This is a genomic window from Lentibacillus kimchii, assembly GCF_055381965.1.
The window spans coordinates 2,525,269-2,550,212 of record NZ_AP043934.1 but is presented as its reverse complement, the minus strand read 5'-3'; the positions used below and the strand labels follow the sequence as shown (position 1 = coordinate 2,550,212).

Here is a 24,944-nt window from a genome sequence, read left to right as displayed (position 1 = left end):
ACTAAGGCGGTATCCAGCTCACAGGCTTCCAGGGAACACCTAAGTTCAGTATCGATAGCTAGATTGTAAGGGACTTGGAAAACAAGGAACGTTGAAACAAGGACTGTCATCCAAAACGTTTGTCATAAGGCTTTTTGCCAAAAGACATTTATCCTTGCGAGGGTAGGGGTATGACTGATGAATCTCTTGTAATGAGAGTGGAGGAATAGCCCCAAGTCTAACGAAATGAAAGATTATTTTCCAAACGTGTATTGCACCGATCGGGTAGGAACGTGGGAACATCGCTCCGAAAGGTGGGATGCCACAGTGCAAGCTTTACGATATTGGGATTACTATGAAATGACCGAGACTTTCACAGATTTGTACGACAAAAGCTTGAAGCACCAATCCTTTTCTCATCTTTATGATGTCATCACATCTAGAGAAAACATTTTATTAGCCTATCGTACTATAAAATCAAATAAAGGCTCCGGAACACCCGGAACCGATAAGCGTACCATTAACGATATTAAAACGTGGTCTGAAGAAAAATTATTACTGGAAGTCCGAAGACAACTTGACAATTACCGTCCCAAGAAAGTCAGACGAAAATGGATTGATAAAGGAAACGGAAAGTTTAGACCGCTAGGCATTCCTTGCATCTTGGACCGCATTATCCAACAAAGCTTTAAACAGGTACTTGAACCGATTGCGGAAGCTAAATTCTATAACCATAGTTACGGATTTAGACCACTACGCTCGGCACACCATGCTATGGCAAGGGTCCAACAACTTATCAATTTATCCCACTTTCATTTTGTGGTTGATGTTGATATTAGAAGTTTCTTTGACCATATAAGCCATACCCTGCTTATAAAGCAGCTATGGAACATGGGGATTCAAGACCGAAAAGTATTAGCCTGTATCGGCAGAATGCTGAAAGCTGAAATAGACGGAGAAGGCATACCTACACAAGGTGTGCCCCAGGGCGGTCTGTTATCAACTTTATTGGCGAATATCGTTCTTAACGACCTTGACCAATGGGTTGCGGGACAATGGGAATTCTTCCCGCTATCCAAACCTTATCAATCCAAAGTAGGTGAAAGACAAGCCAAAAAGCGCACTAATCTTAAAGAAGGCTACCTCGTCCGCTACGCGGACGACTTTAAAATTCTTTGTAAAGACGGTAAAACGGCACATAGGTGGTATCATGCCGTAAGGCTCTACCTTAAAGACCGCCTAAAATTGGATATTTCGCCCGAAAAATCACAAGTTGTAAACCTGCGGAAACGTGAATCCGAATTTTTAGGCTTCACTATTCGTGCCGATAAAAAGCGTAAGAAAAGAGTTGCGCGTACCGGTATTAAAACCGACAAAAAGCGTCAAATTAAAGAAGAAGCTCGAAAACTGATTCGAAGAATGAGGTCTTCGCCTTCGGCGCTTAATGCGTTACGCTTTAACAGCTTTGTACTGGGGATTCATCAGTACTTCAGAAAAGCCACTAAGGTCAATCTCGAGTTCTCACGTCTTGCCTATGATTTAGGTGCGTTCATATACAATCATCTCAGACCAGTAGGTAAATATGGTCATCCAGCTAACGCGCCGCCGACCTATAAAAAGATATACCGTCGCAGCTTTAAAACGTTTCGAGTAGCTGGTGTCTATTTATTTCCGTTGGCGGATGTGAAAACGCAGAACACCATAGGATTTACTCCGGCAATGACGCCTTTCACCAAAGAAGGTAGGAAAATGATATACAATAAACTACAGCCGGATATTCAATCAGAAATTGGTGCATTAATGAAATCAACGCTACCGAATCGGAGTGTTGAATATATAGATAACCGTATCAGTCGATATAGTATGAAGATGGGGAAATGCGAAATTACTGGCACGGAAGTGCCAGCATCAGAGGTCCATTGCCATCACTATGTACCGTTAAGCCTTGGCGGAAACGACCAGTTTAACAATCTTCGCATTCTTCACGAAGATGTACACCGATTGATTCATACGAAGGAAAAAAAGATGATTTATGAACTCATAGAAAGATTTCAGCTTACAGGGACGATGATTGAAAAAGTCAATCGCTTCCGTGATAAATGTAAGCTTGAACCTATCTAGAAATTCCAAACACGAAGTAACGAGGAACTTATAATCGAGTAAATTACGTTAGATGGAACGCGGAATGCGGGGAAACTTGCACGTTCCGTGTGGAGCAGGGGAAAAGCCGGAGATAACTTCAAACGCTTACCTATTGCTGACTTATCTGGAATAAGTAACGTTGATGATCCCAAAATTTTATAACCGAACCAATTTTTCACGTAAAATTGGTTCGGTTATGGTTCTGTTGGTGGGTTTTTCTGAAATTGCTGATATAAAGGCAACACCCATTGAGGGAGTGGAGTAACTTCAAAAGTTATTTTCCCGTCATTTATTTCTAGTATAATTTCTCCACCGTCTTTACTATTATCAATCAGAACAATGTTATCGATAATAGGTGCATATTCATAAAGATGTTTAAATGACGTTTCGTCCCTCCTGAGAATATCTTCAGTTGAGATATGATGACCGCCATTTTCAACTCTCATTGCAACCCTTTCAATATTTTTTCTAACGTTATTTAGTGCAACGTAGAACATAGTCACTTCATAACCATATTCTTTGGCTTTCGCTATTTGTTTAAGCGCATTGTTTCCAGCTAGGGTTGTTTCAATTGAAAAATCTTTGCCTTCATTTAAATATTGATTAACTGATTTAATGATTTCTTTTCCCGCAGTGATTCTTTTTGTAGCTGGATCTTCTAAATTCAATCTTCTTGCAATAGCATTGGCATCTATGTTGATATCAACACCAATTTTGTCGATAATCAAATTGCGAATAGTACTTTTTCCACTGCCGTTATTGCCTGCAAACACAAAGAATATTGGTCGATGCTTGTGCATCAAGATTCACCTGCGTTATGGAAGGGGATAATTTCACCGTTGGGGTATTCCTTTACGAGCACACCATTTTTGTCATATATAATATATGTGTTATTAACTTTAGCATCAATTTTGGCTCGCTCACCGGTCATCTTGGCCCATTGGTCAACCCAGCCGTATTTGCGTCCGGATTCATTGTTTTGTTGTTTTAACATAAGGATCACCACCTTGATTTCATTATATCAGATTGCTGATGTAATTATAATATTTGTTGTCTTTCAGATTGTTTCCCTTTGACGGGCGAATATGTGCCAATTCTAAATGGCTTTATATATTCGTCAATGGTGTTAGGTATTTTAATATTCATAATTGGAATTGTTTCCTTTGTGAAAGATAAGAAATGATTTTAATACGATCGGGCCATTTAGTTGAAGAGTGTATGCATGATTGGGGGAATAAAAAATTATGGATAATTTAAGAGAAAGTAAAGAGTTACCATTCTTCGCAAGAAATCATTCAGGAAAAGTTGATATTAAATATGGTGTTAATAACGATCCAACTACTTGGGGGCTTTCAGAGCTGGAAATGCCTATTAATATAGAGACAGCCAAGGGGTTTCCGTTGTGTGAAGCAAATGTCGTTTATGACGGAAAAGGTTACCATTCGGTTTTTGGCTGGATTCAAACTATTTATATGGACATTAAAGATGTTGATCAGCAAAGTGCATTTGTTGATGTTGGCGCCCTTTTTAAAGAATCAGATATGCCTTTCTTTAGTTTCGGAAACCTTCCAACACTGTTTGATGCTCCGTGCATTAAAAATGTAAGCAATATGGACTGGACAGCTAACGCTTTTTTAGTAATGGCAGGAAACATTATGATGACAAAAGACGTTTATTATGTGATTGGTTTTGAATGGGGTTATGAAATTATTAATGAAATTCCACAAATTAAACCAATTAAAGAATTGAAAACGGAAGATTGGAACGCCAAAACCAATTTTTTAAATAAGGAATATGTTAATTGGGATTTTAAGAAAGGTTATACCGCCGTTCATGAAAAATGATGATTGGAATTGTACTTTTAATTCTTTGAAAAGTACATATTAGAAATTCTGTAGGTCTTTTCGCTCAATCTGGATGTTATTAATCTATTCGCTTACATCCTTCGCTTTATGCGGTATTCTGGAAAAATGATTAAAGGCTTTTAACAGGAATATACAAATTCCTGTTGACTCATTGGTGTATTAATTCTATAATACAGTATATCATGTATTAAGTGCTTAATACACGTTTTTTTACCTATACTGTATTAACAGGTTAATACAGTTAACTTCATCAGAAGAGTTGGGAGCTGTGCGTAAGCTTTGCAGCATTTATTTAGATTGTTATGAAGGGAAGGAATGGGCCTATGAAGAAAAAAGCAGCCTTGTTATCAATGTTTGTTTTAGTAGTTGCCTTTTTATCTGCTTGCACAAATAATAGTGATAATTCAACAAAACCAGATAGGAATAGCCTGGTTTTTAACATAGAAAACCAGGCTAATTTTGGTTTTAATGCGATAGAGATCAGTACTGATAAATCCTCAGGCGGCGGTATAAGTTATGCTGATGGCTCTAAAATTAAAAAAGGGGATACACTTAGAAAGCGTTATAATAATTTAGAAGACTTAGAAGGTGAGGCAACCTTTAAATTTGTGTTATTGATAGGTGACAAGAAACAAAGGGTACCATTGAAAGAAATAACACTTGATTTAGCAGCAAACAAAGAATACTCTTTTGAGATCACTGGTGATTTGGTAAATCAAGCTCGTTTAAAAAGAATAAATTAATGTTTCCTCAATCAGCGCGTTTGTTTCATAACACAACAAGTTATTACATAAAAAACGGGGCTGGAAAAAAGGACGCTCAACAACACAAACCCGAACAAATATCACGCATCAAAGTGAATATGTTCGGTTTTATTTTAGTCGCTAAATGGAGCGAAGGGAAAATGCGAAGACTCCTGGGGGAGCAAAGGCATAGGAAAGACCCCGCAGGCCGACAGGCCGAGGAGGCTTGCCAGCCGCCCCCGGAAAGCGCAGCATTTTCCCGCAGCAGTCATGTCTCTTCAACATTGTTCGCATTTTGAACTGAACGCATACGTTTTGTCTCAGCCCCGTTTTTAATCCGTGTGTTTTGGACTGAGTTTGCAGCTTATTCGGTGCCACTTTCCCCCTTAAACTTTCCCGCCTTTTCTTTCATTCGCCTAATATCTATTATGTAATTGAACATAAAAGGGCTGACATTCGAATAGAATTATCATAGTAAATCGCTTCTTCAATCTGCCAGGAAGCCGCCAGACCTTGACAGGAGTGTATCAAACTGGCCGGGTTGCCGGCTGTATTCAAGCAATTATGAAAGCGGTCTCTACAAAAGGCATCGCTACAGGGGTGTAACAGCATGCTGCGTTATATGGTGAAACGGTTCGGGATTATGCTGGTAACACTGTGGATCATTGTCACACTGACGTTTGTGCTTATGGTGACATTGCCGGGGTCACCGCTGAATGAAGAACGCACAACGAATGAGACGGTACAGGCGAATCTGGAGGAACATTATAATCTGGATGAACCCTATGCTATTCAGTATCTGCTTTACATTAAATCCATTGTCACATTAGATTTTGGACCGTCAATTAAGCAGCCGACACAATCGGTCAATGATCTTTTGGGGCGTGGCTTTCCGATTTCCTTTGAATTAGGGGTCATCACGATTATGACAGCTGTTATTTCCGGTATTATTCTTGGTGTGTTTGCCGCTTTGAAACATAACGGTTTGATGGATTATACGGCTATGACAATCGCTGTACTGGGTATTTCTATCCCTAATTTTGTTTTGGCGACGCTGCTGATTCAGATGCTCGCCGTTAATCTTGGGATCCTGCCGGCGGCCACCTGGTCAAGTGTCTGGCATATGATTATGCCGACCATTGCCCTCGCTACCGGTCCTATGGCGATTATTGCGCGTCTGACACGATCCACCATGCTGGAGGTGCTGACACAGGACTACATTAAAATGGCGCGTGCCAAAGGCTTGAAGCCGTGGAAAGTGATTATTAAACATGCGCTAAAAAATGCCCTGATGCCGGTTGTAACGATTATGGGAACATTGCTGGCAGGTATTTTAACGGGAACGTTTGTGATCGAGCAGATTTTTGGCATTCCGGGTATGGGTAAGTACTTTGTGGAAAGTATTAACCAACGGGACTATCCGGTCATCATGGGCACAACTGTCTTTTACAGCGCCTTTTTGATTGTTGCTTTGTTCTTGGTCGATGTCGCGTATGGTTTCCTTGACCCGCGCATTAAATTGCATAAAAAGGAAGGGGAATAAGATGCGTCAACATACTAACAGTCAATCACCTTACACATCCGCCAGCGTCCCCGATGAGTGGTTCGAGTGGCAGGAAAAAGACCTGAAGGCAGCTGAAAATGTTTCCCGCCCGTCCCTTTCTTACTGGCAGGATGTATGGCGCCGCCTCAAGCAAAATAAACTGGCGATGACTGGCCTGGTATTTCTTGTGCTTTTAGGCATTATGGCGGCTATTGGACCATTGCTGACACCGTATTCTGTCGTGGAGCAAAACCGGCCGGATCAGTTTTTACCGCCCTCAGCTGATCATTGGTTTGGCACGGATTCACTCGGGCGTGATGTGTTCGCCCGGACATGGTACGGGGCGCGCATCTCGTTATTTGTAGGGCTGATGGCCGCGCTGATTGACTTTTTTGTCGGGGTTATTTATGGCGGGATCTCCGGTTATAAAGGCGGTCGCACGGATAGTTCGATGATGCGTGTGATTGAGGTTCTGTACGGCTTACCCTATTTGTTGGTTGTGATTCTGCTGCTTGTCGTCATGGGCCAGAGTCTTCTGACCATTTTGATTGCCCTGTCGGTTACCGGCTGGGTGGGAATGGCTCGGATTGTCAGAGGTCAGGTGCTGCAGCTCAAAAATGAAGAGTTTGTGCTCGCTTCGCAGTCATTTGGGACGAAAACACCGCGCATCATCCGGAAGAATCTGCTGCCGAACACCATGGGGCCTATTATTGTGCAAATAACACTCAGGGTGCCGGATGCCATTTTCGCGGAAGCGTTTCTAAGCTTTCTTGGTCTCGGCATTCAATCGCCGTATGCCAGCTGGGGAGTCATGGCCAATGACGCCTTGGGAGCGATCTTATCCGGCCACTGGTGGACACTGTTTTTCCCGGCTTTCTTTATTTCCTTTACGATGTTTGCATTTAACGTGTTAGGCGACGGGCTGCAGGATGCCCTTGATCCGAAGCTGAAAAAGTAGGTGATTTGCGTGGCAAAAATGCTTGAGGTAAACGATTTGCATGTAAATTTTTCGACTTATGGCGGAACGGTTAAAGCTGTCAGGGGGATTGGTTTTGACTTGCACGAAGGCGAGACATTGGCGATTGTTGGGGAATCCGGCTGCGGTAAAAGTGTGACAGCAAACGCGATCATGCAGCTGATTCCAGATCCGCCTGGGAAAATCGCCGGGGGAACGATCACGTTTAATGGGCGGGAACTGACAGCGGTGCGTGAGAAAGACATGCGGTCGATTCGTGGTGTTGATATTTCAATGATCTTTCAGGACCCGATGACCGCGCTGAATCCGACGCTGACGATTGGCAGCCAGCTGACAGAAGGTTTGAAGGAGCATTATCAGACGTCAACGGCTGAAGCGAAGACGAAAGCGCTGGAAATGATGCAGCTTGTCGGTATCCCGAATCCTGAGGAACGGTTCAGGCAGTATCCGCACCAGTTCAGTGGCGGCATGCGGCAGCGAATGGTGATTGCGATTGCACTGATTTGTGAGCCGGAACTGCTGATTGCTGATGAGCCGACAACGGCACTGGATGTAACGATTCAGGCGCAGATTCTCGAATTATTTGAACGTATTCAGGCGTCTACCGGCGTGGCGATTATTTTAATCACACATGATCTCGGGGTCGTTGCGAAAATTGCTGATCGCATTATTGTGATGTATGCCGGGAAAATGGTTGAAGAAGGCACACGGGACGAAATCTTTTATGAGTCAGAGCATCCATATACGAAAGGTTTACTGAAATCGGTGCCCAGACTGGACAATCAGACGCAGCTGATCCCGATTGATGGGACACCGCCGGATTTATTCGCCCCACCCAAGGGATGCCCTTTCACAGCACGATGTCCGATGGCAATGGTCGTTTGTGATAACGTTTACCCGCCTTCATCGCACCTGAGTGATACGCACAGTGTGGATTGCTGGCTGCAGGATGAACGGGCTGAACGTCTGATGGCGCAAACGGCTGATAAAACATAATTTGGGGAGGCAAAACGTATGAAAAAATATGGTTTGTGGCTGCTCTTGCCGGCTCTGTTGCTGTTTCTGGCAGCGTGTACGACGTCATCAGGAAGTGAGGAAAAGGAAGACACTGACGAGGCGGAGACCGACACCGGGGAAGCGGCGGAGGACGAGGGCGGTGACAGTGAGGACGATGTGCTGTATATGAATAATGGGGAGGAACCGACGTCTCTGGATCCGCCGATCGGTTTTGACTCGGTTTCATGGGAAGTGCTGAATAATCTGATGGAAGGTTTGACACGTCTCGGACAGGATGACACACCACAGCCGGGGATGGCTGAGGATTGGGATGTTTCGGATGACGGCAAGACATATACCTTCCATCTCCGCGATGATGCCAACTGGTCGAATGGTGATCCCGTGACAGCTGGTGATTTTGCTTATGCCTGGCGCAAGCTGCTTGATCCGGAAACAGGTTCGTCAGCGGCTTTTCTCGGCTACTTCATCGAGGGCGGTGAGGCTTATAATGCCGGGGATGGTTCCGCAGAAGATGTCGCGGTTAAGGCTGTTGATGAAAAGACCTTTGAAGTCACACTGAAATCGCCAACTGGCTTCTTCCTGCATATCGTCAGCAATCCGGCGTTCTTCCCGGTCAATCAGGAAGTTGCCGAGAATAATCCGGAATGGCATACCGAGGCTGACTCGTTTGTGGCGAATGGCCCGTTCGAACTGGAATCATGGACACACGATAAAGAGATGATTTTGACTCGCAATACGGAATACTGGGACAGTGATACCGTCAAACTTGACGAAGTGAACTGGGTGATGGTGGATGATGTTAACACGGAATACCAGATGTATGAAAGCGGTGAACTGGATGTAACCGAAATCCCTTCTGAGATGGCCGAACAGCGAATTGACGGGGATGATGTGGTGATTGATGATCAGGCAGGCGTTTATTTTTATCGTTTCAATCTCGGGGAAGAACCCTTCCAAAATCAAAAGATCCGCAAAGCATTCGCCTTGTCTGTGAATCAGGATGACATTGTGAATTACGTCACCAAAAACAAGGAAAAAGCGGCCAATGCATTTGTGTCACCAGGTTTCACGAGCCCGTCCGGTGATGATTTCCGGGATGTGAACGGTGATCTGGTAAACTTCGACCCGGAAAAAGCTAAACAGCTGCTTGAGGAAGGGATGGAAGAGGAAGGCTATGATGAGCTGCCGCCAGTGACCCTGACCTATAACACAGATGAGCAGCACAAAGCCATTGCGGAAACAATGCAGAATATGTTCAGCGAGAATCTTGGCATCGATGTGGAACTGGCTAATACGGAGTGGAACGTTTTCCTTGAAGACCAGAAGGAATTGAATTTGCAATTTTCCCGGAGTTCGTTCCTCTTTGACTACGGTGATCCGATTAACTTCCTGGAAAGCTTTATCACGGATTCAACAATGAACCGCACTGACTGGTCAAATGAGGAATATGACGAATTGATCGCGCAGGCGAAACAGGAATCGGATGAGGAGAAACGCTGGGAGTTAATGTATGATGCTGAGGAAATGCTGGCGGAGGCCATGCCAATCTTCCCAATTCACTACTACAATCACGTATTTATCCATAAAGAGGGTGTTGACAATATTGTGCGGCATCCAGTCGGTTATCTGGAGCTGAAATGGGCGGAGAAGAATTAAACAACCGAAAGATGCGGCTGGGATTAACATGCTCATGCCACAAATCGCTCCGTAACTAGACGTTGCTCATGTGAATACGATTCAGCTTTGTGGCGCCCGGGTGGATTGGTTTGCCGGGCGTCATGAAGGCTGCATCAGGCAGGCATGTCACAAACAAAGGAGGAGCAGGAGATGACTGATCAAACGTTTGATCAATACCCGGAAGGATTATGGGTGACGGCGGTGCAGGCGGCAACTGTCTGGACATCGCCATCATCGCCCAGGGCAATCGATCAGCCAGGCATCAGCAATCCGGCAGACATTGACAACTGGCTGAGGCAGCTGACACATCAGGAAGCCGTCGCGCTGTCTGACGACAATCGTATCCAGACCCAGACGCTGTACGGGGAAGCCGTGATGGTTACGGAAACGCACGCTGACTGGGCACATGTCGTGGTGCCCGCGCAGCCTTCTGTGAAGGATGAACGCGGGTATCCGGGCTGGATCCCGTTGAGACAGCTGACCAATGTAGCAAAGCGTGACTGGCACCGCAGCAAGTCAGCAGCCGTTATCGCTGATCGTGTCTGGCTGGAAAATGACAATGGTGAGCAGACGCTCGAACTAAGTTTTATGACGATCCTGCCAGTTGCGGAAGAGGAGAAGAGCCGTGTGCAGGTGCTGACCCCGCACGGACGCCGTTTTTTGCCCAGAGAGACGGTGCGGGTCTTTTCATCGGATGAAGGTCTCAGCCAGCAGACAGGGCAGCAGCTGCTGACAGATGGCAGGCGCTTTTTGGGATTGGGGTATTTCTGGGGCGGCATGAGTTCATTCGGCTATGACTGTTCCGGCCTCACGTATGCGCTGCATCAGGCAAGTGGTTATCAAATACCGCGTGATGCACGTGACCAGGCACAAAAGGGGAAACCCATTTCCTATAATGCTCTTCAGCCGGGTGATCTGCTTTTTTTTGCCGCTGATACAGGGAGTGGGCCTATCAGCCACGTCGGTCTTTATGATTGTGACGGGCAAATGCTGCATTCACCGCAATCCGGCCGCGGGATCGAACGCATTAAACTGGCGGGAACGTCATATGAAGACAGGCTGTGTGCTGCCAGACGCTACTGGCGGTCTGAGGAGGAGCGGATATCATGACAAAACCTGTTTTACAAGTTGATCATTTAGATAAATATTTTAACGCGGCCAAAGGGCAAACGCTTCAAGCTGTTAGAGACGTGAGCTTTCATATTGAAAAGGGTGAAACGTTCGGGCTTGTGGGCGAATCCGGCTGCGGCAAAACAACCGTCGGACGGACCATTATGGGGCTGTATGATAAAACGGCGGGTGATGTGTTTTATGATGGGCAAAATGTGCACGAGCTGGATAAACAGGCAACGTTTGCCTTTTACCGGAACATGCAGATGATTTTTCAGGATCCCTACGCCTCTCTCAATCCGCGCTCAACGGTCAAAGATGTCATTGCTGAGCCGATGGAGGTGCACGGTCTGTATACGGCAAAACAAGCGCAGCTGGACAGGGTGCTGGCGCTGCTGGAAGAGGTGGGATTGAATCGTGATCATGCCAACCGGTATCCGCATGAGTTCAGCGGCGGACAGCGGCAGCGGATTGGCATTGCGCGTGCTCTGGCTCTGGATCCCGATTTCATTGTTGCTGATGAACCTATTTCAGCACTGGACGTGTCTGTTCAGGCGCAGGTGATTAATCTATTGCAGCGTCTGCAGCAGGAAAAAGGGTTAACCTTTTTGTTCATTGCCCACGACTTATCGATGGTTAAACAAATTTCCGACCGGATCGGCGTCATGTATCTTGGCAATATGGTTGAGCTGACATCCAGCGAGTCTCTTTATCAACAGCCGCTCCATCCGTATACACAGGCTCTGATGTCAGCGATCCCAATTCCCGATCCGGCTATTGAGGATACGCGGGAGCGGATTATACTGAAGGGGGATCTGCCCAGTCCAATTAATCCACCGAGCGGCTGTGTTTTCCGCACAAGATGTCCGTTTGCCATGGCTATTTGCTCCAGTAAAGTACCTGAATGGCGTGAAGTTACCCAGGATCATTATGTTGCGTGCCATTTATATAATGACGTGCCGGAACAGTCGTCACCAGAAGCGGCCGCCCAGCAGATCCCCCGCCAGTCCTGACAATTGTAACGATGTTGATGTGTGCCGCTGGGTGCCTCCCGCATAAAAATGATTTGTTTTCCTGGTTCTATTGTTCGCGGCTGCTGTATAAATTTAATAGTAGGCTAGCTAGACAATGCACCAGTCATAACAATGTCCTATTTTAATGTGAAGGAGGCTATTCATGCGGAAAAACAACATTATTTCGGAACTTCGTAAAAAAACCAAATCGCGAAAACGTCAATCACTGCAGCTCTTGGAAAAGAACAACAAGCGCGTACGCCTTAACGGTGTGCCGTCTTCCTGGAAGGGATCAACGACGCTCTTTCTAAGCAGTTTAATCATGGTTATTCTCGTTATTCCGACACTGATTGTCGTCGTACCATCTGCGTCCGGCGGCGAGGAGCAAGCAGCGGCCCCCAACCCAAATGCCAGTGCCAGCGGAGGAGATGCCCCTGAGGCTGAGACAGCCATGGCCACGGAATCGCCGTTTGCGGTGGATGTCATGCGGGCCAGTTCGGATCAAGTGGAGTCGGTCCCTCTGGAGACCTATGTTGCCAGAGTAGTAGCTTCTGAAACGCCCGCTGAATTTGAAACGGAAGCTTTAAAAGCGCAGGCGCTGGCGGCCCGGACGTTTATCGTGAATCGGCTGCTTTATCAGGAGGATGCCGGCAAGGCGGATGTTACGGATACAACGGGTGATCAAGTCTACCACAATGAACAGGAACTGAGAAAGACAATGGGGAGCGGTTATGAGCAGGAGATGGGCAAAATTAAACAAGCCGTTGCGGATACAAAAGACGAAATTCTAACCTACGAAGATGCTCCGATCACAGCTGCTTATTTTTCAACCAGTAACGGTTATACGGAAAACTCGGAGGATTACTGGGATGAAGAGGTTCCCTACTTGCGCAGTGTTGCAAGCCCGTGGGATAAGAATACCGAGAAATTTATGGACCAGCAGGTATTGTCCGTTGCTGATGTTGAAAAACAGCTTGGTACCGATCTGCCGTCTATTGATAATCTGTCGGTGGCTATAAGTCAGACGGAAGGCCATCGCGTCGATCAGCTCAAGCTGGGGGATGAAGCCTATTCTGGCCGTGAAGTCCGGGAGGCATTGGGATTGGCGTCGAGTGACTTTTCCATCGAAAAGAAAAAGGACCATTTAATCGTCACAACAAAAGGTTATGGCCACGGGATTGGCATGAGTCAATATGGAGCCAATGGTATGGCTGAAGAAGGCAAAAATTATAAAGATATTGTCAAACATTATTATCAGGGTGTCGAAGTCAGCAGCGTGTCGAATACGGCACCAGCACTGGCATCCAAAGAGTAGAGTCATCTGCTGGAGCGGCATTATGAGGTGGGATAGAATTTAAGCGACCAGCTCCCGAGATGAACAAAGTTGCGGCTCAGCGGAGGAAAAGACGGCGACTCCTGCGGGAGCATAGGCATAGGTGAGACCCCGCAGTGCGAAGCACGAGGAGGCTCACCAGCCGCTCGCGGAAAGCGCCGTCTTTTTCCGGAGCGGACTTATGGCTCTTACCTTCTGTCCCAGCCCCTCTGTCATCAGGTTAATGGCTTATGTTGTCCCACTTCTGCGAAAAAAATGCAAAAAAACAGGATTTTTTTTGAGTGATATGTATAGTTTTCCAATTTCATGCTCAGAATGGTTGTTGAGGTGATAACATGAATGAGGAAAACAATGGAGCTCCAAAAAATAAGTGGAGTCGCATTTTTCGCAAGAAGTGGTTTTTTCCGGCCTTGTATTTAGCAATAGCTGCTCTTCTTCTATCAGCGGTGGTATGGTATCAGAATCTCGGACCTGATGAAGCTCAGGACGATTCCGCAGACGATTATACACCTGTTGAGCATGATGAAGAGGCAGAACGTGTCATGGATCAGCAAGAAATCATTCAGCCGCCTGTTGAAAGCATGGATGAGGCTGAGATCATCACGAAATACTATGACTACGATGCTGACCAGGACGATCAGGAAAATGCCATTGTCGTGATGAACGACCGTTATTATCAAAGCACTGGGATCGATGTAGCGGCCGATGATGGCGAAACGTTCGACGTGGTTGCGTCACTGGACGGAACGGTTGATGACGTGAAAAAAGACCCGCTTCTGGGCAACGTCGTCAAGATGAAACATGATAATGGTGTAACTTCTCATTACGCAAGTCTTGAGGACGTCGACGTTTCAGCTGACGACAAAATCGAACAAGGTGAGGTTATTGGCAATGCCGGAGAGAGTCTTTTCGGAAAAGAGAACGGCACCCATCTGCATTTTGAAATCAGAAAAGATGGACAAGACGTCAATCCGGAATCCTTTTTTAATCAGCCGGTGAGCGCTCTGGATGACGTGCTGACTGAGGAAGATGAGACTGACGATGACAGCGACGCATCAGACGGCGCGGATGACGAGGAATCGGATTCTGATGAAACGGAAGTCGGTCCGCCGCTTGATAATAATCCGGAAGAGGACGACTCAACGTCTGATGACGATACGGATAAGTCCAAAGATGATAACGCGGATAAGGACAAAGATGATAACGCGGATAAGGACAAAGATGACGATGCAACGAAAGATAATGACACCGCAAATGAAAAGAGCGCCTGAACGTTACACATCCCCCATGAGTCATCGAAAGGCCCTGGCTGGCTTAGCCGGGGTCTTTTTTGGCATTAAGAGGCTGAAACGAGACAAAGGTCAGGGTATTTGTGAAAAAGGTGTCAATTTCATCATATTCCTCTCTGGTCAGTAATAAACTGTACTATCCAAGCATTCAGAATAGTCTGAGGTGAGAGATTGTGCAGCTTTTCTGCCAGTCATCAGAGTTTCTTAAGCTGATACATACGCATTCACTAAGTACGCGAGACTTTCGCGTATCATGTTTGAAGATTTATACATCCAGAGCTGCACAGAAGAATTTCTTAAAGCGAATAAGTAACTCATTTAATTTCTCGTACCACCTTGTCTCAGCCACACCTCGGAAATATCCAACTTAGGGAGGCGAACGGTGTGCACGATTACATCAAAGAAAGGACAATCAGGATAGGTCAATATGTCGTGGAGACGAGGAAAACCGTCCGGTTGATTGCAAAAGAATTTGGTGTCTCAAAAAGCACAGTCCATAAAGACTTGACGGAGCGCTTGCCGGAAGTCAGTCCGGAACTTTATAACAGGGTCAAACACGTCCTCGATTACAACAAGTCAATTCGCCATCTCCGCGGTGGTGAAGCGACGCGCAATAAATACAGAGACGACGAAAGTGACAGTGACAGCCCGGAAGAAGACGACCATAGCGCCAAACCGGTCGGATAAGAGTTTTCCTGTAAGCGATATGCGGGAGGTGAGGTCACAGTCGTTTGAAAACGCTTTAACACATTTTCCAAAAGCCCGGTCCGAGTAGGCCGGGTTTTTAAGATGGTGCTGCCCTTTCAGGATAAACATGGCAGAGCCCCATTTCATGTCGGCACAGGAACGCTCCAGCCGCTTCATGCCGTCATTAAGTAAAACCACCTTCCCAATGCTTTTTCATAATTTTTTTTGAAAACGGCAGTTATATGTTATGTTTTATGGTAAAATGAACTATTAGTAGAAGTGTGCTTACCTATAAATATTAATACGAGAAAGTTTTTGAAAGCAGGGAGGATTTGATGAATGTTTTCGAGAGATATCGGAATTGACCTTGGGACGGCTAATGTGCTCATTCATGTGAAGGGGAAAGGCATCGTTTTGAATGAGCCATCTGTCGTGGCGATGGAGCAGAGCTCTGGCCGTGTCCTGGAAGTCGGTGAGGAAGCACGCCGCATGGTTGGACGGACGCCTGGCAATATTGAAGCAACCCGCCCATTAAAAGAGGGCGTGATTGCTGATTTTGATGTGACAGAAGCAATGCTGCGGCATTTTATTGATAAAATTAATGTTAAAGGATTTCTTTCCAAGCCGAAAATGCTCATTTGCTGCCCGGCTAACATTACGAAAGTCGAGCAGAAGGCCATTAAGGAAGCGGCTGAGAAATCCGGCGGCAAAAAGATCTATCTGGAAGAAGAGCCAAAAGTGGCCGCTGTCGGAGCCGGTATGGAGATATATCAGCCGAGCGGGAATATGCTCGTGGATATCGGCGGCGGCACAACGGATGTTGCGGTTCTTTCCATGGGCAACATTGTAACAGCCGAGTCGGTTAAATTGGCCGGTGATAATTTTGATATGGAAATCTTGCAATATATTAAAAAGGAATACAAAATGCTGGTGGGCGAACGGACGGCTGAAGAGATCAAAATTAACGTGGCGACTGTATGGAAAGATTCGCGTCACGAGCAAATGGATATCCGTGGCCGTGATATGGTGAGCGGTCTGCCGCGAACGATTACGATTTATTCGGATGAGATTGAACAGGCTTTGCGCGAGCCGGCCGCTCTCATCGTTCATGCTGCGAAACAAGTTCTGGAAAAGACACCGCCTGAATTGTCAGCTGACATTATTGACCGCGGCGTAATTTTGACGGGCGGCGGCGCCATGATTCACGGGATTGATCAATTGCTTGCCGAAGAATTGAAAGTTCCTGTTCTTATGTCGGAAGAACCGATGGACTGTGTGGCTAAAGGGACTGGCGTTATGCTGGAAAATATTGATAAAATTGAACGGAAAAGCATCGTTTAGCCGGCAGCAGGTTTCTTATTTTTAAAGGGATATCAACGGCAGAGGAGGGAGAGACGTGCTGAGAGGATTTTACACAGCGGCGAGCGGCATGATTGCCCAGCAGCGGCAGCAGGAAGCATTGTCAAATAACATAACAAATGCGCAGACACCGGGCTATAAAGCAGATCAGCCTGCTATGCGGGCCTTCCCGGAAATGCTGATGCAGCAGATGGGCAACAAGCAAGTTCCGACAGAAGAAGGTCTGAACCTCTCCGAACAAAAGCCAATTGGAAGCATGCATACAGGCGTCTATACGCAGGAAACCATCCCGGATCAAAGCCAGGGAGACCTTCGCAACACCGGTACCTCCACTGATTTAGCACTGGTGAATGGGGAACTGCCCGATGATACAGGCGGCGTGTTTTTTACGGTGCAAAATGCAGAAGGGGAGGAACGCTACACCCGGAACGGCAGCTTCACCGTTGATAATGACGGGTTTCTGGCTACATCACAGGGCTACCGTGTTCTTGATGAAGCCGGGAATCCGGTACAAACGGATAACAAGGATTTCACGGTGGACGGCGCCGGTAACTTGCAGACAGATGACGAGACCACACCGCTTGGCATCGCGTATACAGATGACGTTGCCGCAATGGTTAAAGAGGGCAATGATGTGTTTGCCGGGGACACGGAAGCTGCTCCTGCCGGGGCAGGATATACTGTCAAACAGGGAAGCCTGGAGCAGTCAAATACGGACCCGGCCCAGTCGATGACGCAAATGATGGAAGGCTATCGTTTATTTGAAACGAATCAGCGGGTGCTCAAAGCTTACGATCAAAGCATGGGCAAAGCCGTCAGTGAGATCGCCCGTTTACGTTAGGAGTGATTTGATGTCACGATCGATGATGCAAGCAGCTGTTACCATGAATCAGCTGCAGAATAAACTGGATATGATCGGCGGTAATCTGGCTAACAGTCAGACGACCGGCTATAAAGCACGGAAAGCTGACTTTTCTTCTTTATTATCTCAGCAGATCGATAACATGAACGATCCAGCGAATGCAGAGGGACGTTCAACTCCAGATGGCATTCGTGTCGGTTCAGGAGCAAGGCTCGGAGCGGTTGATCTTGACCTGTCACATGGAGCTGTAAAGGACACCGGGCGGAAGCTTGATACCGCTTTGCTGGATAAAAATCACTTGTTTGAGATTCAGACACCGGAGACTCGGTATACGCGTGATGGTGCTTTCTACCTGAGCCCTGTGAATGACGGAGAGGATGTCATGCTCACAACAGAAAATGGCGATCCGGTCATGGGCGAAAACGGCGAAATCGTCTTTGAAGAAGGCTTTGATGACGTAACGATTGAGACAAACGGCCAGATTTCTGTCGAACGTGGCGACACAACGGAGAATGCCGGAAAACTGGCTATTAATGATGCCATTCGGCCCCAGCTGCTGGAGCCTGCTGGTGAGAGCAGCTTCCGTATGCCGGACTTGGCTGAAGCAGGCTATAACGCCGAAGAGATTATGCAGCCAGCAGATGATGAAGGTAATGTATTGCGTCACGGGGCACTGGAGCAGGCTAATGTTGACCTTGGCGAACAATTCACGGACATGATGACAGCACAGCGGTCTTATCAATTTAACGCCCGGACGCTTTCAATGGGTGATCAGATGATGGGGCTTATCAATCAGCTGCGGTAACCGCTGACCGGGACATCCTGAGTCATGTATCCGGTAATCCAGCTGAGGGCTGAGGCAGCAAATGGATGTGAGGAGAAAAGTCATGTCAACAGATCAAAGCAAGCAAGCCGCAACTGATGAAAACAATCAGCTGACGGCTGATGAGAAAACAGAACAGGAGCCAGTAGCCGGTGAACCACATGACGAGCAGGCGGCAAGTGTTGGGGAAGCCGAACGGCATGTTTCAGCAAAAGATCATGAAGCGCAGCAGGAACCGGCACAAAAGAAAAAACAAGCCAAACAGAGCAGGCAAAAAAAGCCGCGCCGGCGGGTGTTTCCGATATGGCTGCGGCTGCTTATCGTTCTGATTCTTTCAGCTCTAGCACTTGGCGCCGGGTTAATGATTGGCTATGGCGTTATTGGAGACGGCAGCCCAATGAACGCCCTGAAATGGGAAACATGGCAGCACATCATTGATCTCGTTGCAAAAGGAACTTAGAACGTGCTGTTTTTCAAGGTCGTCACAGGCTGAACGGCTGGCAGCCTGAAACTATATCATCCCACCTGAAGGAGCGATTGACATGGATAACGAACATATTAAAGAACGGATTCCGCACCGCTATCCGTTCCTGCTGGTTGATAAAGTGACGGACATAGAAGAAGGCCAGCGGGTTGTTGGTATTAAGAATGTTTCGGCTAATGAGCCATTCTTCCAGGGCCATTTTCCCGACTACCCCGTTATGCCTGGTGTTCTGATCGTAGAAGCCTTAGCTCAGGCAGGGGCGATTGGTGTCCTCGGCAGTGAGGAGAATGAAGGGAAAATCGGCTTTTTGGCAGGCCTGGACAAATGCCGCTTTAAACGCCAGGTGAAGCCAGGCGATCAGCTGCAATTAGAAGTGGAAATCACCCGTCTGAAAGGGTCAATTGGCAAAGGAAAGGGTATCGCCACCGTTGACGGGGAAACGGCCTGTGAGGCTGAGATTACATTTGCGATTCAATAGATGATTCGTTCGTTTCGCTGACTAAGCACCGGCAGCATGGCGTTCCTCCAACAGATAAGTGAGCATCTGTATCACTTTGGCTGAACAGGTTATACTAAGCCAAACGCGGTGACATTAAAGGAGGAACGCAACGTGCGCAAATTTAGCTTCTACCGGAAACTTGGTGTGCTGCTAATGGCTCTGTCGGTGCTTACAGCCTGCGGGGACACTGACGAAAATGATAAAGATGATAAGCCGAATAACGCCCCGGCCAATGAAGAAAATAAATCCCCCGATATGAACGGGCCTGATGAGGATGATCCGCATTTAAATGATAGCGGTGAACCGAAAGAGGATCAGATTGACACGGATAAGAAAAGCTATGACGGCCGTAATAACCCCTCAAATAATAAAGACCAGAGCGATGATCGGATGGAAAATGACACGAACCAGTAAACAAAGCATCAGATCTGGCCAAGCCCGCCCGCCCCTGTTTATGGCGTCTCAGACGAAAAAGCGCATACAGCGCTTCTCCCTGAGGTCATGACATTTCCGGGGGCGTTTTTTTGGTTGCTTTTACCGTATTTGGCATGTAGAATATTAAGATGACTGACCGGTTAGTTTTATATGACGATGTGCCGAATCGAACACTCTCACCATACTTATGGGCATCAGAAGCCATACCCGTCTTTAAACCATGAACTCAAAAAAGAAAATCAGGTGTTGTTATGAATCCGAAGAAGCTGAAATTGATCGAGTCCGGCATGATGCTGTTTTCTGAGAAAGGGTATCATGCGACATCGATTGAAACGATTGCAACTGAAGCAGGTATGTCTAAAGGGGCATTTTATCTGCATTTCCACTCGAAAAAAGATTTTGTTATGACCGCTCTACACCTCTATTACCAGGAAATCAGCAACCGGATACAGCACGTGCAGGAAGAAAACCTTACACCAAGTGACAGCCTGGCCAAGCAGATCGATGTTGTTACCCAGTTTATTTACAAATATAAAGAAGTGCTGACAATGTATCTTCGCGAGAACAGTGTTATGGGAACTCAAACGGATACACTGATTCAGCAGATGAAACTGGCGCATTTTAACTGGCTGCAGCAAAATATCCAGCAGATTTACGGTACGGAAATGGCGGGCTTTTACCCGGATCTTGTTATTCAGCTTGAAGGTCTGATGAACGGCTATTTTAAATGGATTATTATTGATGGCATCGCTATTGACCGCCATTACTTAGGCACATATCTTGTACGACGGATTGATGATATGGTGAAAGGAATGCTCGAACGCGGGGAAGCACCGCTCGTGACAATGAATCACGTTGAAGAGTGGTCTCGGGGAGTCTCGGATGTCACGTCAGTTTTGACGGCCATGCAAGCCAAAATCGATACATTAAATCTGACTTCAGAAAAAGCTGAGCAGCTGCATGATGCGCTTAATATGCTTTTTGAGGCGATTGAAAAGGATGAATCGCAAGCACCGCTGATTCAGGGGCTGCTTGTTCACTTTCAGCGCATACCGGCTTTTGTACCGGATTGTCATGAAATAGCACGTCAGTTACATATCGATTTATTGGACTAAAAAACTGGAGAAGAGGAGATTCAGCCATGCGAAAAATAAGTGTGAGCATTGCAGTGGTTTTACTTATAGGGATACTCGCTGCATGCAGTCAGGACGCAGAAGACGATGACAAGGACCAGGAGGATCAGGTAACTTCCGTTGAAACGGCGAAAGTGACAGCCGATGATCTCGTGATTAATCAATCGCTGTACGGGCGCACCAAGCCGGATAAAACAACGCCTGTCATGGTACAGAGTCCCGGTGAGGTAACCGAACTGAACGTGGCCGATGGTGATATGGTTGAGGAAGATGATCATCTGGCAACGATTAAGAGCCAGGCCGGCGAACAGACAATTAATGCACGGACAGACGGCGAAATCACTAATTTGAATGTTCAGGAGAATGACATGGCGTCACAGGAAAAGCCGCTTATGGTGATTGCTGACTTCGATCCCATGACCCTTTCGTATACGGTGACGGCTGATGAGCAGCAAGACTTAGGGACAGATGATACGTATACGGCGGTTATCGATGGAACAGAATATGACGCTGCTATCACGTCTGTCGGCTCAATGCCTGATGATACAGGTCTTTACCCAGTTAAGGCATCGGTTGATAATGCGGATGGCAATATTTTAGCCGGCATGATTTCTAAGCTGATTGTGCCGAAGAAAAAGGTTAGCGATTCGCTGATTGTGCCGACAGAAGCTGTCGTTACCGAAAGCGGTGAAACCTTCGTTTATGTCGTTGAGGATGATAAGGCCGTGAAGAAGGATGTGACTGTGAAAGAAAGCCAATCGAAAAAATCAGCTGTTAAAGGCGATGTTAAGGAAGGCGATCAAGTGGTCGTGAACGGTCTTCTAACCCTATCGGACGGTGCAGATGTTGACGTTGTCCAAGAGGGGGGTAATTCGTGAAGCTTGTTAAATCATCAGTCAAACGGCCTGTAGGCGTCATTATGATCGTTCTGGCGATTATTGCGCTCGGAACGGTCTCAGTTCGTAACTTGAATGTTGATCTGCTTCCCGATATTGATTTGCCGATCGCGGTTGTGGCGACATCGTACCCGGAAGCGGCACCTGAAGAAGTAGAGGATTTAATCAGCCGTCCGGTTGAGTCTTCTGTCAGTTCGATAGAAGGCATTGACACCGTGCAATCGCAGTCTCAGTCTGGCAGCTCGCTGGTTATGATGATGTTCAACAGCGGGACAGATCTTGACCAGGCGATGCTCGATGTGCGGGAAAACATCGATAAAGTGAAAGGTTCTTTGCCCGAAAGTGCCGGAGATCCGAGTGTTTTGCGATTCGACCCGGATCAAATGCCGGTTATGCAGGTGAGCCTCACAGGTGATGATGCAACAAAATTGACGCAAGTTGCGGATGACCAGATTGTGCCGTTTCTTGAACGGCAGAACGGGGTCGCATCCGTCAATGTTGAAGGAGCCAAAGACCGGGAGATTCAACTCGAACTCGATCAAGCCAAACTCCAGGAATATGGGGTAACGGCTAATTCGATCAGTCAGGCTCTGAAGAACTCGAACCAGTCGTCCTCTGCCGGTACTGTTAAAAAGGGCAACAAGGATCTGCAGCTGAGAGTGATTGGTGAATTTGACTCACTTGATGAGATCCGAAATACGCTTGTGCCTACTGAGTCAGATGAAACGGTTCATGTCGATGATGTGGCCGACGTTAACGATACGTATAAAGGATCATCAGGGGAAACAATGGTAAACGGTGATCAGGCTGTTGTGTTATCGATCATGAAAAAAACCGATGCCAACACAGTATCGGTTGCTGATACCATTCATAACAGCATGAGTAATGTTCAGGAGGATCTCCCGTCAGGGGTAAGTGCTGATGTTGTCATTGATACGTCTGATTCGATTAAAATGTCCATTAGATCGGTGATCCAGAATATTCTGATCGGCGGTATCATCTCCTTCCTGATTTTACTGCTGTTCTTGAAAAGTTTCCGGGCGACGCTCGTTATTGGTGTATCGATCCCGATTGCCATTATATCGACATTCTCGCTGATGTATTTCACAGGTGAGACGCTGAATGTGCTGACTCTGGGAGGGCTGGCGCTTGGCCTTGGCATGATGGTCGACAGCTCTATCGTAATACTGGAGCACATATATACGTACCGACAGCGGGGCTATTCACTGAAGGATGCAGCCATTAAAGGGGCATCGGAACTGACGCCAGCTGTGATTGCATCAACAACGACGACATTGGTTGTCTTTTTGCCGATGATCTTTGTTGACGGAATTGCAGCCAATCTGTTTGCACCGCTGGCTATAACGATTTCCTTCGCCCTGATTGCATCTTTGGTTGTAGCGATAACGCTCGTACCAATGCTGTCATCGAAATTGCTCGTTAAAGCCACTGAAAACAGCGGCAAGCGTTATTGGTTCAGCCGGGTCCTTGATCGCGTGACAAACGGCTATCAATCGGCACTGAAATGGGTGCTGGGTCACCGGAAAACAACTGTTTTCGGGACGCTGGCCCTGATTGTTGGCAGTCTGCTGCTCATTCCGGCGATAGGTGCATCGTTTATTCCATCATCGGACCAGGGACAGCTGCAAGTGACTGTGAAAACAGACACAGGAAGTACTAAGGAGCACACAGAAGACGTGACCGAGAAGGTTAACACCCGTTTAGGTGACTATGACGATGTGCTTGAGACTACTTATCTCAATGTTGGCGGTGATGCGTCCAATCAAGCATCCTATATGATGGAACTGACGTCTTCATCTGAGCGCTCACAATCAACCGAAGAAGTGGTACAATCGATGACTGAGGATCTCAAGTCGGTACCTGGCGCGGATATAACCGTCCAGTCAACCAATAGTGCGTCCGGTCTGGGGGATCCGGTGCAAATCAGTTTGAGCGGACCGGAACATGACGTTCTGAATGATCTGGCTGCTGAAGTAACTGACGAGATTTCCCAAGTAGACGGTGTGAGTAATCCTGCATCATCTGCTGAGAAGGGCACACCGCAGATGCACATTGACATCGATTCTGAAAAAGCAGCGATGTACGGACTGACGGCACAGCAGATAACAGGTCAGCTTCAGCTCCAGTTCACTGGCCAGACAGCTGCCAAGTACCGTGAAGACGGAAGTGAAATGGATGTGACGCTCAAGTATCCGGAAGATGAGCGCAGCACGATCAGTGACCTGGAGGATGTGTCCATTCAGTCGAAAAGCGGTGCATCTGTTCCACTGAAATCAGTGGTTACGCTGGAAGAAACACAAGGCCCAGCGACATTGCAGCGTGAAGATCAGCAGCCGCAGCTGAATGTGACGTCAGAAATAGCGGGCCGTGATCTGGGAAGCGTTACAAATGATATCCAGGACCGATTGGACAGTATGAACTTTCCAGAAGGCTACGACTATAACATCGGCGGCCAGGCTGAGGATATGGCTAGCTCGTTCAAGGACTTGTCTGTCGCGCTGGTGTTCTCGATTTTCCTTGTTTATGCCGTGATGGCGGTGCAGTTTGAAAACTTCTTATTCCCGTTTGTTATTATGTTTTCACTGCCGACAACGATTATAGGTGTATTGTTCGGCTTCTTTATAACGGGGCTGCCGCTGAGTATTCCGGCGTTTATCGGGATTATTATGCTGGCCGGTATTGTTGTTAATAACTCGATCGTGCTGGTTGATTATATTAATATACTGCGCGGTGAAGGCTATGGCAGCGATCGATATACCGCAATTATCGAAGCAGGTGCCAGCCGTCTGCGGCCGATACTGATGACGACATTGACGACGATTCTCGCGATGGTGCCGCTCGGACTGGCGCTTGGCGAGGGTGCGGAAATGCAGCAGCCACTAGCCATTACGATTATATTTGGTTTGACGGTTTCCAGCATCTTCACCCTGTTGTTCATACCCGTGGTCTATACACTGTTTGATGACCTGACGGCAAAATTCACACGCCGCGGAAAGAAAGCTAAATAATAGTAAAGGCTCCCTGCCGCGGCAGGGAGCCTTTATAAAAGGACACAAGC

Annotated in this window: 23 protein-coding genes; 21 read left to right on the top strand and 2 right to left on the bottom strand. The window is 46.9% G+C overall.

Annotation, left to right across the window (positions count from 1 at the left end):
* The first annotated feature begins 306 nt into the window (after window positions 1–306).
* The gene (gene ltrA / locus ACZ444_RS13310; RefSeq protein ID WP_382359188.1) at window positions 307–2,100 is read left to right on the top strand and encodes a group II intron reverse transcriptase/maturase; all 1,794 of its coding nucleotides are present in this window, start codon (window positions 307–309) and stop codon (window positions 2,098–2,100) included.
* A 215-nt stretch (window positions 2,101–2,315) separates the two neighbouring features.
* On the opposite strand, the gene ACZ444_RS13305 is transcribed toward ltrA, so the two are convergent.
* Window positions 2,316–2,921 carry a zeta toxin family protein gene (locus ACZ444_RS13305; RefSeq protein WP_382359505.1) on the bottom strand — a complete coding sequence of 202 codons (606 nt, stop codon included), beginning with the start codon at window positions 2,919–2,921 and terminating at the stop codon, window positions 2,316–2,318.
* Window positions 2,921–3,115 (bottom strand): hypothetical protein, encoded by a 195-nt coding sequence (locus ACZ444_RS13300; protein ID WP_382359508.1) that lies wholly within the window; start codon window positions 3,113–3,115, stop codon window positions 2,921–2,923. The genes ACZ444_RS13305 and ACZ444_RS13300 overlap by 1 nt, the downstream gene beginning before the upstream one ends.
* 250 nt (window positions 3,116–3,365) lie before the next feature.
* Here ACZ444_RS13300 and ACZ444_RS13295 point away from each other — a divergent pair, with 250 nt between their 5' ends.
* From ACZ444_RS13295 to ACZ444_RS13200, 20 genes are all read left to right on the top strand, one after another.
* Window positions 3,366–3,965, top strand: coding sequence for a hypothetical protein (locus tag ACZ444_RS13295; RefSeq protein WP_382359511.1), 600 nt, complete (start codon window positions 3,366–3,368; stop codon window positions 3,963–3,965).
* 344 nt (window positions 3,966–4,309) lie between these two features.
* Window positions 4,310–4,729 (top strand): hypothetical protein, encoded by a 420-nt coding sequence (locus ACZ444_RS13290; protein ID WP_382359514.1) that lies wholly within the window; start codon window positions 4,310–4,312, stop codon window positions 4,727–4,729.
* Between the two features lie 610 nt (window positions 4,730–5,339).
* Window positions 5,340–6,272, top strand: coding sequence for an ABC transporter permease (locus ACZ444_RS13285; RefSeq protein ID WP_382359517.1), 933 nt, complete (start codon window positions 5,340–5,342; stop codon window positions 6,270–6,272).
* 1 nt (window position 6,273) lies between these two features.
* A complete protein-coding gene (locus ACZ444_RS13280; RefSeq protein WP_382359520.1) occupies window positions 6,274–7,230 on the top strand; it encodes an ABC transporter permease in 957 nt (318 codons plus the stop codon).
* 9 nt (window positions 7,231–7,239) lie between these two features.
* Window positions 7,240–8,244, top strand: coding sequence for an ABC transporter ATP-binding protein (locus ACZ444_RS13275; protein WP_382359523.1), 1,005 nt, complete (start codon window positions 7,240–7,242; stop codon window positions 8,242–8,244).
* Window positions 8,245–8,262: 18 nt separating this feature from the next.
* A complete protein-coding gene (locus ACZ444_RS13270) occupies window positions 8,263–9,921 on the top strand; it encodes a peptide ABC transporter substrate-binding protein (protein ID WP_382359526.1) in 1,659 nt (552 codons plus the stop codon).
* A 171-nt stretch (window positions 9,922–10,092) separates the two neighbouring features.
* Window positions 10,093–11,052 (top strand): C40 family peptidase, encoded by a 960-nt coding sequence (locus ACZ444_RS13265; protein ID WP_382359529.1) that lies wholly within the window; start codon window positions 10,093–10,095, stop codon window positions 11,050–11,052.
* Complete coding sequence (locus ACZ444_RS13260) at window positions 11,049–12,065, top strand: ABC transporter ATP-binding protein (RefSeq protein ID WP_382359532.1); 1,017 nt, start codon at window positions 11,049–11,051, stop codon at window positions 12,063–12,065. Before ACZ444_RS13265 ends, ACZ444_RS13260 begins: the two co-directional genes overlap by 4 nt.
* Before the next feature lie 163 nt (window positions 12,066–12,228).
* Window positions 12,229–13,380 (top strand): stage II sporulation protein D, encoded by a 1,152-nt coding sequence (gene spoIID / locus ACZ444_RS13255; protein WP_382359535.1) that lies wholly within the window; start codon window positions 12,229–12,231, stop codon window positions 13,378–13,380.
* 353 nt (window positions 13,381–13,733) lie between these two features.
* Window positions 13,734–14,669, top strand: a complete 936-nt coding sequence (locus tag ACZ444_RS13250) for a peptidoglycan DD-metalloendopeptidase family protein (RefSeq protein WP_382359538.1) — start codon at window positions 13,734–13,736, stop codon at window positions 14,667–14,669.
* A gap of 402 nt (window positions 14,670–15,071) precedes the next feature.
* Window positions 15,072–15,374 (top strand): sporulation transcriptional regulator SpoIIID, encoded by a 303-nt coding sequence (gene spoIIID, locus ACZ444_RS13245; protein ID WP_382359540.1) that lies wholly within the window; start codon window positions 15,072–15,074, stop codon window positions 15,372–15,374.
* Window positions 15,375–15,713: 339 nt separating this feature from the next.
* Window positions 15,714–16,715, top strand: a complete 1,002-nt coding sequence (mreB, locus tag ACZ444_RS13240) for a rod shape-determining protein (RefSeq protein ID WP_382359543.1) — start codon at window positions 15,714–15,716, stop codon at window positions 16,713–16,715.
* Between the two features lie 55 nt (window positions 16,716–16,770).
* Complete coding sequence (locus ACZ444_RS13235; RefSeq protein ID WP_382359546.1) at window positions 16,771–17,574, top strand: flagellar hook-basal body protein; 804 nt, start codon at window positions 16,771–16,773, stop codon at window positions 17,572–17,574.
* 10 nt (window positions 17,575–17,584) lie between these two features.
* Window positions 17,585–18,400: a flagellar hook-basal body protein gene (locus ACZ444_RS13230; RefSeq protein ID WP_382359549.1), complete on the top strand. Its 816-nt coding sequence runs from the start codon at window positions 17,585–17,587 to the stop codon at window positions 18,398–18,400.
* Between the two features lie 82 nt (window positions 18,401–18,482).
* On the top strand, window positions 18,483–18,878 hold the full coding sequence (locus ACZ444_RS13225; RefSeq protein WP_382359552.1) for a DNA-directed RNA polymerase subunit beta: 396 nt from the start codon (window positions 18,483–18,485) through the stop codon (window positions 18,876–18,878).
* 82 nt (window positions 18,879–18,960) lie between these two features.
* On the top strand, window positions 18,961–19,380 hold the full coding sequence (gene fabZ / locus ACZ444_RS13220) for a 3-hydroxyacyl-ACP dehydratase FabZ (protein ID WP_382359555.1): 420 nt from the start codon (window positions 18,961–18,963) through the stop codon (window positions 19,378–19,380).
* A gap of 132 nt (window positions 19,381–19,512) precedes the next feature.
* Window positions 19,513–19,815, top strand: a complete 303-nt coding sequence (locus tag ACZ444_RS13215) for a hypothetical protein (RefSeq protein ID WP_382359558.1) — start codon at window positions 19,513–19,515, stop codon at window positions 19,813–19,815.
* 272 nt (window positions 19,816–20,087) lie between these two features.
* Window positions 20,088–20,951 carry a TetR/AcrR family transcriptional regulator gene (locus tag ACZ444_RS13210; RefSeq protein WP_382359561.1) on the top strand — a complete coding sequence of 288 codons (864 nt, stop codon included), beginning with the start codon at window positions 20,088–20,090 and terminating at the stop codon, window positions 20,949–20,951.
* A 26-nt stretch (window positions 20,952–20,977) separates the two neighbouring features.
* Window positions 20,978–21,847, top strand: a complete 870-nt coding sequence (locus ACZ444_RS13205) for an efflux RND transporter periplasmic adaptor subunit (protein WP_382359564.1) — start codon at window positions 20,978–20,980, stop codon at window positions 21,845–21,847.
* The gene (locus ACZ444_RS13200) at window positions 21,844–24,894 is read left to right on the top strand and encodes an efflux RND transporter permease subunit (RefSeq protein WP_382359567.1); all 3,051 of its coding nucleotides are present in this window, start codon (window positions 21,844–21,846) and stop codon (window positions 24,892–24,894) included. The genes ACZ444_RS13205 and ACZ444_RS13200 overlap by 4 nt, the downstream gene beginning before the upstream one ends.
* The last annotated feature ends 50 nt before the right edge of the window (window positions 24,895–24,944 follow it).